Below are 17,950 nucleotides of genomic sequence, written 5' to 3'. Positions count from 1 at the left end.
AAGCGTTATAGTGGGGCCGCGGACTGTATGTTCGCGGCCTTTTATTTGGTCATCGGGTTCCGTGTCCCCATATTGAGATGAGAATTCCCGAATATAGGATGGGTGCTCGCTTGGGCATGCGACGCTATTACACATAAGAAAATGCCTAAAAATTGAGCGCAATTGCACAGTCCGATGCTTTCCGACGTATATTCGGAAAAATTCAAAAAAAGGAGCATCGGATGCAGAATCGCGCTTCACTGTTCAGCCCGAGGGAACAGCAGAATCCGCTTTATGGACGGATCTGTTGTAGACAAGAATCACGAGTGGAGTTTCTGCTTTAACGGGATCCAGCTCTTCGTCAACATAAGTTCCGCCGATCACAAGATCCTGCGCAGCCGCAACCTCGGTCGCCACCTTACCCTCGTCATCAATCCTCGTGAGAACTTCGACGCAGTGGCAAGTGTCCATACCCGAAGCGGGCGCCTTGTTCGCGAGCGAATCAGATCGCGCATAGCCGAATTCAACGGTGGCCTATTACCGCCGGAGCTCGGATTTTATGGCGACGCTGACAACCGGGAATGGCAACAATATCAGTTACATGAAGAGGGTATCGAAAAGCCCGCTCGCTGTCCGTTTAGAAAAAATCGCTTCGAATAAGGACACGTATGACCATTAACTTCAATATTCTCGTGCTCTACGTGGTGACGACCATTACCGCGATCGCCGTTCCCGGTCCGGTGGCCGTTCTGGTCGCTGGAGCGGGACTTGCCGGCGGCCCGGCGAAAGCACTGAGGACGATCTTCGGAACGAATGCCGCTTCCCTTGTGTTGATCCTTCTATCGGCTCTCGTGGTGAAAGGGCTCTTTGCCGTCGACGAGACGGCGTTCGACATCGTGAAACTCGCTGGAGCGTGCTACATCGCCTACATCGGCTGGGACATGTTGCGCACATCACGCTCGACGGATGACGGCCATGCCGCGATTCAGCCGCGCGTCGGGGGATTCTCGAAAGGATTCGTGATGGCGATCTCGAATCCGAAGGACATCATCTTTTTCGCATCGTTCTTCCCGCAGTTCATCGGCATCACCAGTGATACCAACGCAAGCCTCGCGCTGCTCACGGTGCTCTGGGTCATTCTCGATTTCGCCACGCTGATGCTCGTCTTCCTGCTGGTGAGCAAGCTGCTGAAACCATCGGTTCATCAAACGATGCTTCGCATTTCCGGCGCGCTGCTCATCGTCATTGCGACGGGCGGCATCGTCATGACCGTGGCTTCACTGCTTCGATCAATCGGGTGATGCCCCGCGGCGACGCAAATGATCCTGCCCCGGTATCCCCTTCGCTCGACTTTCTTTTTTCTCCGAACCGTCAGAATCGCGCACTACAATCCACGACACGGGCGCGCCGGCCGCTTCCGGGCGCGTTCGTCCCAGTCCAAGGAGATGACGATGCAAGTTCAACCGTACCTGACCTTCTACGGCCAGGCCGAGGCTGCCCTTCAGTTCTACGAGAAGGCGCTCGGAGCGAAGACGATGTTCAAAATGCACTTCAAGGACGCGCCGCCGAACCCCGATCACCCGATCACGCCCGAGATGGCGGACAAGGTCATGCACGCGAGTTTCACGATCGGCGATTCGGTGATGATGTGCTCGGACGGCGACTGCAGCCAGCCGGCCGGCACGCACAGCGGCTACGCGCTGTCGCTGAGCCCGGCGACCGTCGACGAAGGCAAGAAGCTGTTCGATGCCCTCTCCGACGGCGGCGAAGTGACGATGCCGTTCCAGAAGACCTTCTGGGCGCTCGGCTTCGGGATGCTGAAAGATCGCTTCGGCGTGCACTGGATGATCAACGTCGAGGATCTGTCGCAGCGCGACGAGCTCGCGGAGCGCGCGCAGTAACGCCGCAGTAACACGATAGCCGCGCTTTCGCGCGGCGATAAAAAACGCCCGCCACCTTGACGGTGGCGGGCGTTTTCATTGGCGTGCCGGGTATCAGCCCTCGACGACGTCCAGATAATCCTCCGGCCGCGTGCGGTCTTCCGCGTGCGCCATCCCGAGCATCCGCACGAGCGCGCTGACGGCCACCGCGACGACGAGGTTCACGACCAGCGACCACACCGCCGCATAGCCGGGAATCGCGTAGCCGAACAGATGAATCGCATAGATCGAGCCTTTCAGCTGCAGCGAGATCGCCATCCACGTGCCGCAGACGATGCCGGCCGCCCAGCCGGCGATCAGCCCGCGATAGTCGAGCTTGCGCGTGTAGAGGCCGAGCACGATCGCGGGCAGCGTCTGGATGATCCAGATCCCGCCGAGCAGCTGCAGCTGGATCGCATACGTGAGCGGCAGCCCGAGGATGAACGCGACCGCGCCGACCTTCACGATCAGCGACACGAACTTCGCGACGTGCGTCTCCTGCGCGGGGCTCATGTTGCGGTTCACGAACTCGCGATGGATATTGCGCGTGTACAGGTTCGCGGCCGCGATCGACATGATCGCCGCCGGCACCAGCGCGCCGATCGCGATCGCCGCGAACGCAACACCGACGAACCACGACGGGAAGTACTGCAGGAACAGCGCGGGCACCGCGAAGTTCGGACCGAACGCCTTGAAGTACGGCGCGTACTGCGGCATGTCCTTCACGCCCGACGCGAGCGCCATGTAGCCGAGCAGCGCGAGCAGACCGAGCACGAACGAGTACGCGGGCAGCAACGCCATGTTGCGGCGGATCGAGTTGCCCGACGCCGACGACAGGATCGCGGTGACCGAGTGCGGATACAGGAACAGCGCGAGCGCGGAGCCGACCGCGAGCGTCGCGTACGCGCTGTAGCCGTTCATGCTCGACACGTCGGGCGCCTTCAGCAGCAGCTTCGCGGGCGGCACCGTGCTGAAGATGTGTCCGAAGCCGCCGAGCTGCGCCGGAATCACGATCACGGCCGCGATGATCGTGATGTAGATCAGGATGTCCTTCACGATCGCGATCATCGCGGGCGCGCGCAGGCCCGACGTATACGTGTATGCGGCGAGGATCGCGAACGCGATGATCAGCGGCAGGTCGCCGACGAAGCCGGTCGTGTCGAAGCCGAGCGCGCCGATCACGACCTCGATGCCGACGAGCTGCAGCGCGATGTATGGCATCGTCGCGACGATCCCCGTCACCGCGATCATCAGCGCGAGCGAGCGGCTGCCGTAGCGCGCGCTGACGAAGTCGGCGGCGGTCACGTAGCCGTGCCGCTTCGCGATGCTCCACAGCTTCGGGAACACGACGAACGCGAACGGATAGATCATGATCGTATACGGCAGCGCGAAGAAACCCATTGCGCCCGCACCGAACACGAGCGCCGGCACCGCGACGAACGTGTACGCGGTGTACAGGTCGCCGCCGAGCAGGAACCACGTGACGATGGTGCCGAAGCGGCGGCCGCCGAGGCCCCACTCGTCGAGATGCGCGAGATCGCCGCGCCGCCAGTTCGCGGCGAGGAAGCCGAGGATCGTGACGCCGACGAAGAACAGGACGAAAACGAAAGTGGCGGCGAGATTCATCGACGGTCTCCCTGCGGGCCGCCCGCCGTCCAGCAGTCCTTCGTCACGAAATAGACGAACGCGGTGATCACCGCGCTAACGAAGACCCAGGCCAGCTGATACCAGTAGAAGAACGGAAAGCCGAACAACTGCGGCTCGATCTTGCTGTACGACGGCACCCAGACCATCGCGATCAGCGGCAGGACCAGCAACCAGAGCCAGCGCTTGGCGGCCCGTTTGGCGTCGGCGTCGTGTGCCATGACGGCTCCTCATCATTCCCGATTGTTGATCTTTGTAAACGGGGTACGGCAGCGAGAGGAGACGACGGAACCGGTAACCCGACGCTCCCCTGGCTGGCGCCAGTATAAAAGCCGTAAGCGCACCGTCAAGCAGGGACGAACCCCGAGGGATCCGTCCCCGCGAAATATGACCGGAGTGCGAAGCGTCAGATCGAAAACGACGTCGCGCGCGGCTCGACCGAGGCTTTCAACGCTTTCACCCACGAGCGGGCGGGCAGATCGATCGAGTCCTCGACCAATCGCGCGCGCGCGTCGAGCTGCGCGAACGTCACGTCGAGCGACGGGCCCGCGAACGCGAGCGCGATCCGGTTGCCGTCGTGCACTTCCGGCAGCGCGATCACGCGATGGTCGAACGCCGCGTTCAAGTGCTTCATGTTGCGCACGAAACTGGGATGGTCGCCGAACAGGTTGATCGTCGCGATGCCCGCATCGGCGAGGCAACCGCGCACCGCGCGATAGAACGCGACGCTGTCGAGCACCGGGCCGCGCGCGGTCGCGTCGTAAAGGTCGATCTGCATCGCGCCCGTCGTGCCGCGGTTCGCCGGATCGTTGACGAAGTCCCATGCGTCCGCTTCGTGCACGGACAGGCGTGCGTCGTCGGGCGGCAGCTCGAACATCGAGCGCGCGGCGACGATCACGGCCGGGTTCAGCTCGACGGCGTCGACTTGCGCGCGCGGCAGGAAGCGATGCGCGAACTTCGTCAGCGCGCCGGTGCCGAGGCCGAGCTGGACGATCCGCGCGGGCGTTTCGAGGAACAGCAGCCACGCCATCATCTGCTGCGCGTATTCGAGCTCGATCTTGTACGGCTTCGACAGCCGCATCGCGCCCTGCACCCACTCGGTGCCGAAGTGCAGATAGCGCACGCCGCGCTCCTCGGAGAACGTGACGGGCGCGAAGCGCGGCTTGCGCGGCGCGTCGAGTACGGGGAGATCGTCGCGGCCGTCGAGGTCCGCGCGACGCTTCGCGCGTATGGGCTTCAGGTTCGCCGCGCCGTCGTACGCGGCGGACTGGTTGCGGCGGAACGCGCGCGCCTCGGCGGACGCGCGCTTGATCAATCGGGTCATTGGAAAGTGTCCTGCGGGATACGTTTAAATCGGCCGCCCGGCCTCGCCGGGCGGCACGACTCATTTACTGCGTTACTGCGCCTGAACCGCCGCCAGCGCGTCGTTGAGCGTCCGGCTCGGCCGCATCACCGCATCGAGCTTGTCGAAGTCGGGCTTGTAATAGCCGCCGATATCGGCCGGCTTGCCCTGCACGGCCGACAGCTCCGCGAGGATCGCCTGCTCGTTGTCGGCCAGCCGCTTCGCGAGCGGCGCGAACTGCGCGGCCAGCGCCGCGTCGTCCTTCTGCCCGGCCAGCTCCTGCGCCCAGTACATCGCGAGATAGAACTGGCTGCCGCGATTGTCCAGCTGGCCCGTCTTCGGGTTCGGGCTCTTGTTGTTGTCGAGCAGCTTGCCGGTCGCCGCATCCAGCGTCTTCGCCAGGATCTTGGCCTTCTCGTTGCCGGTCTTGATGCCCAGCTCCTCGAGCGACACCGCGAGCGCGAGGAATTCGCCGAGCGAGTCCCAGCGCAGATGGTTTTCCTCGACGAGCTGCTTCACGTGCTTCGGCGCCGAGCCGCCCGCCCCCGTCTCGTACATCCCACCGCCGGCCATCAGCGGCACGATCGACAGCATCTTCGCGCTCGTGCCGAGCTCCATGATCGGGAACAGGTCGGTCAGGTAGTCGCGCAGGATGTTGCCCGTGACCGAGATCGTATCGAGCCCGCGCACCACGCGCTCGAGCGTGTAGCGCATCGCGCGCACCTGCGACATGATCTGGATGTCGAGGCCCGTCGTGTCGTAATCCTTCAGGTAGGTCTCGACCTTCTTGATGAGCTCCGCCTCGTGCGGGCGATACGGGTCGAGCCAGAACACGGCGGGCGTGCCCGAGTTGCGCACGCGCGTGACCGCGAGCTTGACCCAGTCGCGGATCGCCGCGTCCTTCACCTGACACATGCGCCAGATGTCGCCTTCCTCGACGTTCTGCGTCAGCAGCACCTCGCCCGTCGCGAGATCGACGATGCGCGCCTCGCCGTCCTCCGGCATTTCGAAGGTCTTGTCGTGCGAGCCGTACTCCTCGGCCTTCTGCGCCATCAGGCCGACGTTCGGCACGCTGCCCATCGTGACCGGATCGAAGTTGCCATTGGTCTTGCAGAAGTTGATCATCTCCTGGTAGATCCGCGCGAACGTGCTCTCCGGAATCACGGCCTTCGTGTCCTTCGGACGGCCGTCGGCGCCCCACATCTTGCCGCCGAGGCGGATCATCGCCGGCATCGACGCATCGACGATCACGTCGTTCGGCGCGTGCAGGTTCGAGATGCCCTTCGCCGAGTCGACCATCGCGAGCTCCGGACGGTGCTCGTGGCACGCGTGCAGATCGCGGATCACTTCCTCGCGCTTCGATTCCGGCAGCATTTCCAGCTTCTCGTACAGGTTGACGAGGCCGTTGTTCACGTTCACGCCGAGCTCGTCGAACAGCTTGCCGTGCTTGTCGAACGCTTCCTTGTAGAACACCCTCACCGCGTGGCCGAAGACGATCGGGTGCGACACCTTCATCATCGTCGCCTTCACGTGCAGCGACAGCATCATGCCGGTCTTGCGCGCGTCTTCCATCTGCTCTTCGTAGAACGCGAGCAGCGCGTTCTTGCTCATGAACATGCTGTCGATGATCTCGCCGTCCTGCAGCGCGACCTTCGGCTTCAGCACGATCGTGTTGCCGCTCTTCGTGACGAGCTCCATCTTCACGTCGCGCGCATGGTCGAGCGTCATCGACTTTTCGCCGTGGTAGAAGTCACCGTGCCGCATGTGCGCGACGTGCGTGCGCGACGCCATGCTCCATTCGCCCATGCTGTGCGGATGCTTGCGCGCGTAGTTCTTCACCGCGGCGGGCGCGCGGCGGTCCGAGTTGCCTTCGCGCAGCACCGGGTTCACCGCGCTGCCCAGACACTTCGAGTAGCGCTGGCGGATCGCCTTCTCTTCGTCGGTCTTCGGATCTTCCGGATAGTCGGGCACGTTGTAGCCCTTCGCCTGCAGTTCCTTGATCGCGCTCTCGAGCTGCGGCACCGAGGCGCTGATGTTGGGCAGCTTGATGATGTTGGTGTCCGGAAGCTGGGTCAGGCGGCCCAGCTCGGCGAGGTTGTCGGGCACACGCTGCGCATCGGTCAGGTATTCCGGGAACTCGCCGAGAATGCGGCTCGCGACCGAAATGTCGCTCGTCTCGACCTGAATGCCCGCCGGCGCGGTGAAGGTCCGGATGATCGGCAGGAACGCGCTGGTCGCGAGCAGCGGGGCCTCGTCGGTGAGGGTGTAGATGATCGTCGGTTGCTGGGTCGTCATTGCTGGGCTCTGGACAGGCAGTTGAAAGGCATCCCGCGTGCGTCGTCCGGGTGGGAGCGCAAACGCCGGGCGCGAATCGGGCAAATCGGATTCTGCCTGATTTTCCCGGTCGCGGAAAAGCCGGTGGGGTTTTCCACGCGACCGCGAAAGTTGTCTAGTGTTGCCGAATTTCGTATTCTTGGCCCAACTGTTCCCGCCCCGGGTAATACCGTCACCCGATTCATCCGTCGATCGCCGGCCCATCCAATGAAGACGAACCACGCGCAGACGAGCGCGCCGCCCGCTCCCGCACCGCATCTCCCCGGCGAACCGGCGGGCACGCCGCAGGCACCGCTGCCTTCGGGGCACGTGGTGCTGGCCAATGCGGAGAGCGACAGCTACCGTTCGTTGCGGCGGCGCCCGATATCGCGCGCGGAACGATTCGAGCTCGGCCGCAGCCTGCGCCATCAGGTGCCCCGCAGCGTGCTGGGCGACTGGAAGGCGCCGGCCGACCGGCCCGATCCGGTCGAGCAGATCAAGCATTCGCACGAAGGCCGGCTGGACCGGCTGATCCCGATCCGGGTCGCCCGCATGGCAGGTTCGCCGTATGGATTTCTGCGCGGCACGGCCATCGTGATGGCCGAGGACGTCGCCCGGCTTCCCGCGACCGGCATCACGCCCGTCATCTGCGGCGATGCGCACCTCGGAAACTTCGGTTTCTACGCATCCCCGGAGCGGGATCTGGTCATCGACCTGAACGACTTCGACGAAGCGCATCCCGGCGCGTGGGAATGGGATCTGCGCCGGCTGGTGGCCAGCATCTGGGTGGCGGGCCGGCAAACGGGCGCCCGCGAGGATCAATGTCACGACTCGGTCGCGTCCTGCGTCGCCGCGTATCGCGACGAAGTGCGCTTCCTGGCCAACGAGCCGCTGCTGTCGCGCTCGTACGAGCGGATCGACGTCGACCGGTTGCGCGACACGGCGAGAGACAGCGGATTGCGCAACGAGATCGCGCGCGCGGCGAAACGCGCGCGCTCGCGCACCAGCGATCGCGCGCTGCCGCGCTTCACCACGGAGCGCGACGGCCGGCGCTTCATCGTGGACGAGCCGCCGTTGATCACCCGGGTGCCGGAAGCGGAGGCGGAACGCGTCGCCGCCGCGCTGGACGCGTATCTGAACACGCTGGCGTCGCATTGGCGCCGCGCGCTCGGCGGCTACACGCTGGTGGATATCGCGCACAAGGTGGTGGGCGTCGGCAGCGTCGGCCTGCGCGCCTATGTGGCGCTGCTCGAGGGCAGCAGCGCGGACGACGTGGTGTTCCTGCAACTCAAGCAGGCGCGCCGCTCGGTGCTGGCGCGGTTCGTGCACGGCGATTCGGCCTGGCACGCGCACCAGGGGCAGCGGGTCGTCGAGTACCAGCAGGCATTGCAGACGGTCAGCGATCCGCTGCTCGGCTGGACCAGCATCGACGGGCTGCAGTACTACGTCCGGCAGTTCCGCAACATGAAGGGGACCATTTCGCTGGACGCGCTCGACGCGGCGGCGCTGACCGATTACGCCGGCATCGTCGGCCGCCTGCTCGCGAAGGGGCATGCGCGCACGAGCGGCGCGTCGATGATCGCCGGATACGCCGGCGCGTCGGATGCGCTGGACAAAGCGCTGTGCCGCTTCGCGAAGGCGTATGCGGACCAGACCGAGGCAGATCATCAGGCGCTGGTCAAGGCCGTGGCGCGGGGTGTTCTACCGGTCGAGCACGGGGACCAGGAGAACGGCGGCACGGCGTTTCGACCTTAACGTGCTGTTGAAGCGGGCCTTTGAAGCGGGCCTTTGAAGCGGTCGAGCGGATCATGCCGACCGATCGTCTGCGCTAGGGTTTCACGACGGTATACTCCCCCGCCGGAAAACCGAGCAAATCGCGCAGCGCATGCAGGCGTCGCAGATCCTGCGAGGACAGGCCCGTCTGCTCGAGCAGCCTCTCGATCTGCGACACCCAGTAGTCGCGGCGGACGAGTTTCGGGCGATAAACCAACACGTTCAGTGCCTTCTCGAGTTGTTCGATCTCCGTCTTCACCATGTTCGTCTCCTTGCGCGAGCGGGGTCGAAAGTCACGACAGCAACGGCGTTCAGACAAACGTTTGCTCTTTCGCATCCAAACCCTTGTCCGGCACCGCTGACGTCAACGGCGATAACGGCTTCGTCGCGAATGGTCTTGACTGGTGAAAACCCGAATTCAGCCCGGCCGGCGGAACTCGTTTTCCACCCAGCTCGCGGCGCTCGCCCTGCTGAGCTTGAAGTTCGCCGCCACCTGCACCTGAGCAAGCTGCTCGCCAAAGGCGTCGAGCGCCGTCAGCAGCGCGTACGGCTCGTCCTCTTCGGGAACGATGTCCAGCGTGATTTTCAATTCGCCATCGCCCGTTGCCGTCGCCACCGTCAGGCTCTTGTGCAACTGCGCGCGAAGCTGCTGTTCGTGCCGGCGCAATACCTCCGACGCCGTTTTCACCAGCGTATTGAAGGCAGCCGTATCGAGCGGCTTCGGATCCTTCTTGTTGCGGCCCATCGTCCACGGACCGACGAGCGCGGGCTCCGGCTCACCGTCCTTGATCATTTCAACGGCCCACCCATCGTCGTCCTCGTTCTTGATGACGCGCGCGGTCCAGCCGCCGTCGCGCCACAGACCATCCTCGTGCAGCGTTTCAGGGGCCTCCGTGACGGGGCTTTCGGCGGCGGGATCGGCGATGAGATCGGTTGCGGGGTCGGATGAGGGAAAGGATGTAACGGTCATTGCGGGTTCACTGATTGGGTGCGAGGCATACTGCACAATGCATGCCATTTTACCGACTGGGCGCGGCCAGCAGATCGACATGCGCAACCGAGGCAGGACGACAGCCGTCCGTCATATATGATCGCGTTTTCCCTGTATTGGACATGCCGCCATGCAAGTGCTGGTTGACGCTGATGCCTGCCCCGCTGTCGTCAAGGACATGCTGTTTCGGGCCGCGCGTCGGGCCGAAATACACGTGACGCTGGTCGCGAACCAGTATTTGCGCACACCGCCGTCCCCCTTTATCAAGGCACTGCAAGTGCCGGCGGGTTTCGACGTGGCCGATGCGCGCATCGTCGAACTGGTCACGGCGGGCGACCTGGTGATTACCGCCGATATCCCCCTTGCCGCGGCCGTCCTCGACAAAGGCGCTCACGCGCTCGATCCGCGCGGAAACTGGTTCAGCCGCGAGAATATCGAGGAACGCCTGACGATGCGCGCGATGATGGACCAATTGCGCAGCACGGGCGTCGATACCGGAGGGCCGGCGCCCTATGGCACACGCGACAGCAAGGCGTTCGCGGGACAGCTCGACCGGTTCCTCGCGCGTCACGGCACGCCGCCCGGCCGCGCCGTTTGATATCCAGACGCGATCGCACCGCAATGAGGTGGCGGGACGGGCGGCCTCCGCTGACCTGACGGCCGCCCTTGCGCTGGGTCACACCTTCTTGACGAATTCCGATTTCAGGCTCATCGCACCGAAGCCATCGATCTTGCAATCGATATCGTGATCGCTGTCCACCAACCGGATATTTTTTACCTTGGTGCCCATCTTGACCACGCCGGACGAACCCTTCAGTTTCAGGTCCTTGATGACGGTGACGGTATCGCCATCCTGCAACACATTTCCGGCCGAATCGCGATAAACCCTTCCGGCCGTTTCGGTCGGCGCGGCCGCTTGCGTCGCCCATTCATGCGCGCATTCCGGGCAGATGTAGACGCTCCCGTCTTCGTACGTCAGTTCGGAATGGCATTTCGGACAAGGGGGCAATGCGCTCATGTGTCTTCCTGGCTCTCGGGTGAAAGCGATAAAAGCGGGGAAGTATAGCGCTGGAAGGAACCCTGTTGGCCGTCAGCCGATCGCCGAACCTCGCACCGGTTCGGCGCCGACCGATGTCAGGCGCTCGACAAACCAGTCGCAGACGAGCGCAGTCCGCTCCGCGGCATGGTTGTAGATCGTGTGTTCTCCATCCGGCCAGATCTTGAGCGTCACATCGCCGGGCGCCGCGGCGTCAAGGAACGGCTGCTGATCCTCGAGCCGGATCAACGGATCTTCGCCGCCGTGCAGAACGAGCAGCGGACAGGCGATCCGATCGCGCTCCGGCACGAATCGCATGCGGGCGAAATTCGCCGCGATCGCATCGGAATCGTCGTTACCGAGCATCGCGGCGGCCTGCTCGACGAATGTCCTGAAGGGCAGCAGCGTGGGCGCGGCGAGCGCACCGTTCACGCAGCAAGCAGCGATTCGCGGGTCGGACGCCGCCGTGGACGCGGCCCACAACCCACCGACGCTGTTTCCCCAAATACCGACCCGACCGAGCGACGCGTCCGCGGCGACGTGATCGACGAAGCGCCGGTAAGCGGCCGCGACATCGACATCGACGAATATCCGCTGTTCGAGCCGCGTCTCCCCCTGCCCCGGCCCTTCGGCGAGCAGCGTCGCGAGCCCGCGTGCCGCAAGCGCGCGCGCGATCGGCCAGTAGGCAAAACCCCAGCCGCTTTGCCCACCGAAGACGATGACCGTGCCGCGCACGGCGCGCCCGGTCGGACGAACGAGCCAGCCGATCAGATGCGCGCCGGCGAAGGGCAGCTCGACGCGCTCGATCCCTTTGTCCGACCAGTCCGAGAAACGGCAGGCCGCTTCGTGCAACCGCGCGTACAGCGAGCGCTTGCGCGGCAGGTCCGCGTTGAACGCCATCTGCGCGAACAACAGATCGGCCATCCCCATCGCCTGCGCATCCGCTGCCGTTATCAGGTGCCCGGCGTCGGCCGCGCGTGCCGCACGCTCGAATTGCGCGTCGGCCAGTGCTTCGGCGGTCACGTCCCACGGCGCGCCCATCGACGTGCGCGCGTGCAGCGCCGAGGCGTCCGCGTAATCCATGCCACAGTCGAGCAGCCGGGTGAACGGCATCGCCCGCTGCAGCGCCAGCATCGAAGGAAACAACGTTGTTGTCATTGCCGATTCCTCGCTCACGAAACTCGCATGCCGTCCGTACGGGCCGCCCGATCCGCAACGGGTCGGGCACACCAGTGAAGCTGATCGCGCAGATCATCGACCAGTGCGCCGAGGTCGCGCAAATCGGCGACCGAGCCGAACACGACGAAATCCGGTCGACTCATGTAGGCCTCGATCCCGTGTTCGTCCATGAACGCACGCTGATCGCCGTCGAGTTCGACAACGGCGTCGGTTGCAGCCGAATCGTCGGAGAGCACCGCGAAACGACAACCGAGTCGTTCGAGGAAGGCGAACTGGTGCGCGTCGAGATAGTGCGCCGGATGCGCGCGGGAGACAATCTGGAACCCGTAGCCGATCACGTCGTCGAGCCTGCCTTCCGCCGCGCCCTGGCGCACGCGTCCCTGCGGTGCGGGCGCGCCTGTCGACGGCGACAGCGTGCCGTCGGCGTTGCGGTGCAAGATACCTTGCTCGATCTTCGGGAACGGCGGCATCGGCGGAACGCTGCCGGCGCGGAACGCCGCATCGCGCTCGGCAACCTTGTGCGGATCGTCTTCGTTGACGACCTTGCCGAGGAACAGCGACATCTGCGCGATCGCGCTCACGTGCGGCCGGCGTTCGGTTTCGTAGGTGTCCAGCAGCGCTGGCGAAGCGCACCCGCTCAACACCAGATCGAGCTTCCACGCAAGGTTGATCCCGTCGCGCATGCCGGAACACGCGCCCTGGCCCATGTACGGCATCATCGTATGCGCCGCGTCTCCCGCAAGCAGCACGCGACTCTCACGCCAGCGCTCGGCCATGCGCGTCTCGAAGGTATAGACGACGTGACGCAGCATCTTCAGATCGTCCGGACCCAACCCGTAACGCTCTTTCAGCCACCGCCAGCCGGCTTCTTCCCGCTCCCAGTCCTGCGTCGCTTCGCCCGGCAACACACGCAATTCGAAGCGCGTGCGCTTCGTGCCGATCGGCATGTGCATGTAGGCGCGCGCCGGATCGCAGAAGATCGTCGTGCGCGCGCACGCGTCGCCCAGATCGCGCTTGTTCTCGGAATCGAGGTTCAGCCAGCGTTCGTTATGTCCAAAATCGGTCCGCTCGATACCGAGTGTGCGTCGCACGAAACTGTTCGCGCCGTCCGCGCCGATCACGTACCTGACGTGGAAAGTGCGCGGCGCTTCGGTCCATTGCGCATCTTGCGCACACCGCCACGGATGCGCGGACAGTACGACGCCGCCCCCATCCTGCTTCAGCGTTTCGACTTCCCAGCCACGCAGGAGGGTCACGTTCTCGTACCGGCTCGCGCGGGCGTCTATCGCGTCCTCGATGTCGGGCTGGTAGATCGAGATGTGGCCCGGATACCCGCACGCGCGGCCGGTCCAGTTCACTTCGAGCAGCAGTTCGCCCTGCGCATCCCGATAGTGGTAGGTATCGACCGGCTTCGCGTTGCGCAACGCCTGTTCGACGTTGCTGCTTGCCTGAACGATGCGCGCCGTTTCGCCATCGATGTGCGTGAGGCGCGGAAGGCCGTACGGCGTCGGCCAACGCTCGATGACCACGACCCGGTGTCCGGCACGGCCCAGCATCGATGCGGCCACGAGACCGGTTGGGCCATATCCGATGACCGCGACGTCGTAATGCTCGGCGGCATGCTCGCCACCTTGATTCAAATCCGGCTGCATTCTGTGTCTCCTTGATTGTTTCGGTAGCGCGTTGCGCCGATTCGGCCAGTCATCCCGGCTTGCCGAATCCGCCGCATCCCACTACAAAGGGAAGCTGATCTCCATCCACAACTTGTCGCCCTGCGGGCGATTGCGGACAGCGAATTCGTGCTGGTACTTGACGACGATTCCGGCGGCCTGCGACCACATGTAGCGGATCTGCGGCCCTATCGCGACCGCCTGTCCGCGAAAGCCTCCCCCGGGAACGGACACACCATTGACGGTATCGTCGGTGAACTGCTTCAGAAAATATCCCTGAACACCGACCTGAACCTTGCGGTTGATCGAATATCCGAACAGGTAGTCCAGGGTCGCCACGGCGCCCGAGTGATAATGCGTCGCGGCATTGGGCGAGTTGATTTCCACGAGCGTGGTCGTGGAAATCTCGGTAGCCGCGGTCGGAAACCATGTCGTGCTGAGATACGGCATCAGCGCATAGGTGTTGAGCCCCGTGTTGGTTATCCGGTTTGGCGCGTACGCCCCACTCGGCACCGCGACGTCGGTAGCGAAAAAAGCGAAGAATGTGTGTGACGGGTTCGCATAGCCGATCAGCCATGGCTCGAGGATGACGTCCCCCAGCGCGGTACGATTGCCGGTTCCCGCCGGCGTACTCGCATGCAGATAAACGAACGGGACGATTGCGCCGCTCGACACCGTGAAAGGGCCGAACGTCGCGCCCCAGGTGTGAACCACGCGAGGCGCGTCGGCGAACGTATTCAAATGAAACCCTGGAATCAGGCTTTGCCCGCCAGCGCCCGCAAACTTGTTCGCATTGTAGTAAAGCGTGTAGTTGTAGAACTGCGTGTCTCCGGGGGGAGGCAATACGCCGTTCAACACCGTGTTGACGCCGACCGGGTAGCTGATGAGCCCATTTTCGGTCGCGTCGGCGTTCGAATGCAGCAACCACGTCAGCGCGATTGCCACCGCCAGCTTGCGCGGCGTTCTTGACATGTCTCCCTCCGATATGAATAGGTATGCTGATTAATTGGAATTTTTATCTCTGGCACGCCATATGGCTCGACAGAGCCGTGCTGTGCATGACGAAATGCTAGTGATGGCCGCGAGCGTGCACACCTATACAAAGGAGGGAACCGTGCGCCATCGCCGCGCATCCTGGCGACCGGATCCGCCGCCGCCTCATCCGGCGCGGCTTTGAAAGACGTTTCGGTGTTTTCCCGTGGGTGCGGGTGAGGCTCTGTTTTCCCGTTCGCGCCGGCCGGTCCGAACGGCCGGCACACGGCAAAACCTATCTTTGGATAGGCGTCACGGGATTGGGGCGCGTGTATGCTTTGAGAAGGTCAAGGAGGAAGACGTCAATGGTACCCGTCGTCGCCACGCGGTTGCGGCCGCCCAGCAGAGCGGGCGCGGCGGTGCCGCGGGAGGTGCTGCCCACGGCACTGGCACACCTGCTCGCGCGACGCCTGCTGCTCGTGCGCGCGCCGGCCGGATACGGAAAAAGCCTGCTGATGGCGCAACTCCACGATGCGCTGCGCGCATCCGGCCGGGAGTCGATTGCCTGGATCAGCGTCGCGGACATCGGCTCGTCGCTCCAGGAAGTCGCGCTGCATTGCGCGACTGCCCTCGCGCAGACGGTTGCCGGGCTCGATAGCGCGCTGCAAGGTCTGTTCGAGGCCCACATCAACGCATCGCCGGAAACCATCAGCGCGATGCTGTGCAATGAGCTCGAACGTGCGACAGGCGATCTGTACCTGTTTATCGACGATCTTCACGTATTGGCCGGCTCGCCAGCCGACAGGCTCTTCGAGTGCCTGCTGCGTGACGCACCGGGAAACCTTCACTTCGCCATTGCAAGCCGGACGGAACCGGACTTCAACGTGGCGCGATTGCGCGCCCGGGGCGATCTCGGCGAGATCGACGCACAGGCGTTGCGTTTCTCGCGGAAAGAGGCGCAACTGTTCTTCGAAAACAACCACTCGACACTGCCGAACGCGGCGTTGATCGATCTGGCCTGTATCAAAACGGAAGGATGGCCGGCGGGACTGCAACTGCTGTCGCTGTCCGTCGGGAGCGTTGGCGACTGGGTGGAACGGCTGGGCAATCTGTCGGGCGGCAACCGCGCGATCGGCGCGTTTCTGGCGGAAGACGTGCTGTCGGCCCAGAGCGAAGCGGTGCAACGTTTTCTGATCCAGTCCGCCGTGTTTCGGCAGTTCAACGCCGCGTTGTGCGACGAGGTGGGACAACACAGCGACAGCCGCGAGATCATCGAACAACTGCAGCGCCGCGGACTGTTCATCTTTTCCCTCGACGAAGACGGGCAATGGTTTCGCTACCACCACCTGTTCTCGCAGTTCCTGCAGAAGCGGCTCGGCGAAACCGATCCCGCGCTGATGTCGGCGCTGCATCGGCGCGCGGCGCAATGGTTTCGCGTCAACGGCATGCTCGACGATGCGATGTTCCATGCGTTCGCGTCGAGAGACTTCCGGCAGGCGGCGGGCATTCTCGACGAGGCCTGCAACGACCTGTTTTATCAAGGCCAGCTGCTCTCGCTGATGACCTGGGTGAAGCAGATCCCCGAGCGCATCCTGAACGAGTATCCGCGCATCCAGTTGATCAGGACGTGGAGCCTGTTGCTCGAATGGCGCTTCGAGGAGACCGCGAGCGTCCTGGCATCCGTGCTCAAGCGCATCCGCACGCAGGTCGAGAGCGGCCAGCTGACGCCGGAAGCGGCGTCGCGCCTTCATCGGCTCTACCAGCATCGCAGGATGCTGCTCGCGATCTTCACGGACGACATGCGCACGGCGGAACGGATGTGTCTGGAACTGCTCGCCGACTTTCCCGACGACGATCCGTATCTCCGCGGCAGCGTCGAGTTGAGTCTGCTGTATGCCCAACGGGAGCTTTACAGGCTCGATGCGTTGCACCGGCTCGACGTCGCCGCTCGCGGGTATTTCGAGCGAGCGAAAAGCCAGTTCGTCCTGATCTGGCAAGAAAGCATCGCGGGCCCCGCTTTCGTGCAGCGAGGGGAGATCGCAAAGGCCGCGGAGGGTTACCGTTCGGCCATCGGCATCGGCGACCAAATCGCCGGACACGGCAGCCCCCTCGGCGCGATGCCGGCCCTCTTGCTCGCCGAACTGGAGATGGAGCGTGGCGCCTATGACGAAGCGAAAGCACTGTGGGATCAATACCTGCCGGTCTGCGAAGAACTTGGGCTCGTGGATCACCTGATCGCGGCATACGTCGGGCGCGCGAGGCTGGCCGCGCTCGACGGCGAGCACGACAGGGCCGGCGAGTTGCTGTCGCATGCGACCCGATTCGCCGAAGCGAAATCGTTCGATCGGCTCTTTTGGCATGCCACTGCCGAAAGAATCCGGCAGGCCATGCTGCGCAACGACGTGAGTGCCGCGACCCGGATCGCCAACGAAGCCAAGCTGCCGCGCGAAGCGACAACCCTGTACCCGACCGCGCAAACGACGACGAGGACCGAGGCCATGGCGGTGGCGTGGATCCGGCTCGCGCTGGCGCGCGGATTCACGAAAGAGGCTGAAGCGTTGGCGAGGCGCTGGCATACCTTTGCCGTGCAGCGCTCATGCATGCGCACCGAGATCCGGATGGGCGTGCTGGTCGCGGCGTCAAGGCTGGCGTCCGATGATCGTCGAGGCGCATCGAGAGCGTTGATGGATGCGCTGGCGCACGCCGCGCCGCGCGACATCGTGCTTCCGTTCATCGAAGAAGGGGCGGCCGTCAGGCAAGCGGTGGCGGCCATCTTCGGCCTTCCCGCGGACATTCAGTCCGACGCCGCATTCTCCGCCGAACTGCTGGAGGCGTACAGAACGCAGCCGGAACGTGTGCTGTTGCGCACCACCATCGCGCAGGAGCGGCCCGTGCAGTCCCCGCCGGCAAGCGACGGGCGCCTGTCGCAGCGCGAGATCGACATCCTCGAATTCGTCTCGCAGGGGCTTCAGAACAAGGAGATTGGCGATCGCCTCGGTCTGGCCGAAGGATCCGTGAAGTGGTACATGCAGCAGATCTATTCGAAGCTCGGTGTTCGGCGCCGGCTCAAGGCGTTCCAGAAAGCCAAGGCATTGGGGTTGATTCGATGAGCGAGGCTCGTGCAACGTCGGT

The 17,950-nt window shown here is 64.1% G+C and carries 16 protein-coding genes; 6 read left to right on the top strand and 10 right to left on the bottom strand.

Annotated features, from left to right (window positions below; genetic code table 11):
- Positions 1-273: 273 nt before the first annotated feature.
- The 3 genes from HZI36_RS05980 (at position 274) to HZI36_RS05970 (ending at position 1,880) form a co-directional block, all read left to right on the top strand.
- Positions 274-639, top strand: a complete 366-nt coding sequence (locus HZI36_RS05980) for a YqcI/YcgG family protein (RefSeq protein ID WP_218883679.1) — start codon at positions 274-276, stop codon at positions 637-639.
- Positions 640-647: 8 nt separating this feature from the next.
- Positions 648-1,280, top strand: a complete 633-nt coding sequence (locus HZI36_RS05975; RefSeq protein WP_179401705.1) for a LysE family translocator — start codon at positions 648-650, stop codon at positions 1,278-1,280.
- 150 nt (positions 1,281-1,430) lie between these two features.
- Entirely contained in the window at positions 1,431-1,880 is a 450-nt protein-coding gene (locus HZI36_RS05970) for a VOC family protein (RefSeq protein ID WP_179401704.1), read from the top strand.
- A 93-nt stretch (positions 1,881-1,973) separates the two neighbouring features.
- On the opposite strand, the gene mctP is transcribed toward HZI36_RS05970, so the two are convergent.
- The 4 genes from mctP to HZI36_RS05950 form a co-directional block, all read right to left on the bottom strand.
- On the bottom strand, positions 1,974-3,524 hold the full coding sequence (gene mctP / locus HZI36_RS05965) for a monocarboxylate uptake permease MctP (protein ID WP_179401703.1): 1,551 nt from the start codon (positions 3,522-3,524) through the stop codon (positions 1,974-1,976).
- On the bottom strand, positions 3,521-3,763 hold the full coding sequence (locus tag HZI36_RS05960) for a DUF3311 domain-containing protein (protein ID WP_179401702.1): 243 nt from the start codon (positions 3,761-3,763) through the stop codon (positions 3,521-3,523). The genes mctP and HZI36_RS05960 overlap by 4 nt, the downstream gene beginning before the upstream one ends.
- Before the next feature lie 185 nt (positions 3,764-3,948).
- A complete protein-coding gene (locus HZI36_RS05955; protein ID WP_179401701.1) occupies positions 3,949-4,866 on the bottom strand; it encodes a class I SAM-dependent methyltransferase in 918 nt (305 codons plus the stop codon).
- A 72-nt stretch (positions 4,867-4,938) separates the two neighbouring features.
- Positions 4,939-7,179, bottom strand: a complete 2,241-nt coding sequence (locus HZI36_RS05950; RefSeq protein ID WP_179401700.1) for an NADP-dependent isocitrate dehydrogenase — start codon at positions 7,177-7,179, stop codon at positions 4,939-4,941.
- 21 nt (positions 7,180-7,200) lie between these two features.
- Between HZI36_RS05950 and HZI36_RS05945 the strand changes: the two genes are divergently transcribed.
- Positions 7,201-8,952, top strand: a complete 1,752-nt coding sequence (locus tag HZI36_RS05945) for a DUF2252 domain-containing protein (RefSeq protein WP_218883676.1) — start codon at positions 7,201-7,203, stop codon at positions 8,950-8,952.
- A gap of 73 nt (positions 8,953-9,025) precedes the next feature.
- Here HZI36_RS05945 and HZI36_RS05940 read toward each other — a convergent pair whose 3' ends face one another.
- Both HZI36_RS05940 and HZI36_RS05935 read right to left on the bottom strand, forming a co-directional pair.
- Complete coding sequence (locus HZI36_RS05940; protein WP_179401699.1) at positions 9,026-9,232, bottom strand: hypothetical protein; 207 nt, start codon at positions 9,230-9,232, stop codon at positions 9,026-9,028.
- Positions 9,233-9,388: 156 nt separating this feature from the next.
- Positions 9,389-9,940 (bottom strand): hypothetical protein, encoded by a 552-nt coding sequence (locus tag HZI36_RS05935; RefSeq protein WP_179401698.1) that lies wholly within the window; start codon positions 9,938-9,940, stop codon positions 9,389-9,391.
- A 151-nt stretch (positions 9,941-10,091) separates the two neighbouring features.
- Between HZI36_RS05935 and HZI36_RS05930 the strand changes: the two genes are divergently transcribed.
- A complete protein-coding gene (locus tag HZI36_RS05930) occupies positions 10,092-10,559 on the top strand; it encodes a YaiI/YqxD family protein (protein ID WP_179401697.1) in 468 nt (155 codons plus the stop codon).
- A 78-nt stretch (positions 10,560-10,637) separates the two neighbouring features.
- Here HZI36_RS05930 and HZI36_RS05925 read toward each other — a convergent pair whose 3' ends face one another.
- The 4 genes from HZI36_RS05925 to HZI36_RS05910 all read right to left on the bottom strand — a co-directional run bounded on the left by HZI36_RS05925 (position 10,638) and on the right by HZI36_RS05910 (position 14,818).
- On the bottom strand, positions 10,638-10,979 hold the full coding sequence (locus tag HZI36_RS05925) for a zinc ribbon domain-containing protein YjdM (RefSeq protein ID WP_179401696.1): 342 nt from the start codon (positions 10,977-10,979) through the stop codon (positions 10,638-10,640).
- 72 nt (positions 10,980-11,051) lie between these two features.
- The gene (locus HZI36_RS05920) at positions 11,052-12,173 is read right to left on the bottom strand and encodes an alpha/beta hydrolase family protein (protein WP_343050002.1); all 1,122 of its coding nucleotides are present in this window, start codon (positions 12,171-12,173) and stop codon (positions 11,052-11,054) included.
- Positions 12,170-13,828 carry a bifunctional 3-(3-hydroxy-phenyl)propionate/3-hydroxycinnamic acid hydroxylase MhpA gene (gene mhpA, locus HZI36_RS05915; RefSeq protein WP_179401695.1) on the bottom strand — a complete coding sequence of 553 codons (1,659 nt, stop codon included), beginning with the start codon at positions 13,826-13,828 and terminating at the stop codon, positions 12,170-12,172. Before mhpA ends, HZI36_RS05920 begins: the two co-directional genes overlap by 4 nt.
- An 81-nt stretch (positions 13,829-13,909) precedes the next feature.
- The gene (locus HZI36_RS05910) at positions 13,910-14,818 is read right to left on the bottom strand and encodes a SphA family protein (RefSeq protein ID WP_179401694.1); all 909 of its coding nucleotides are present in this window, start codon (positions 14,816-14,818) and stop codon (positions 13,910-13,912) included.
- A gap of 365 nt (positions 14,819-15,183) precedes the next feature.
- On the opposite strand from HZI36_RS05910, the gene HZI36_RS05905 reads away from it, so the two are divergent.
- Positions 15,184-17,928 carry a winged helix-turn-helix domain-containing protein gene (locus tag HZI36_RS05905; protein ID WP_179401693.1) on the top strand — a complete coding sequence of 915 codons (2,745 nt, stop codon included), beginning with the start codon at positions 15,184-15,186 and terminating at the stop codon, positions 17,926-17,928.
- Positions 17,929-17,950 lie beyond the last annotated feature (22 nt).

This window comes from Burkholderia guangdongensis (genome assembly GCF_013403875.1).
GTDB lineage: Bacteria > Pseudomonadota > Gammaproteobacteria > Burkholderiales > Burkholderiaceae > Burkholderia > Burkholderia guangdongensis.
Note: the sequence above shows the minus strand (reverse complement) of the source record. Positions and strands in the feature narration are given on the sequence as shown.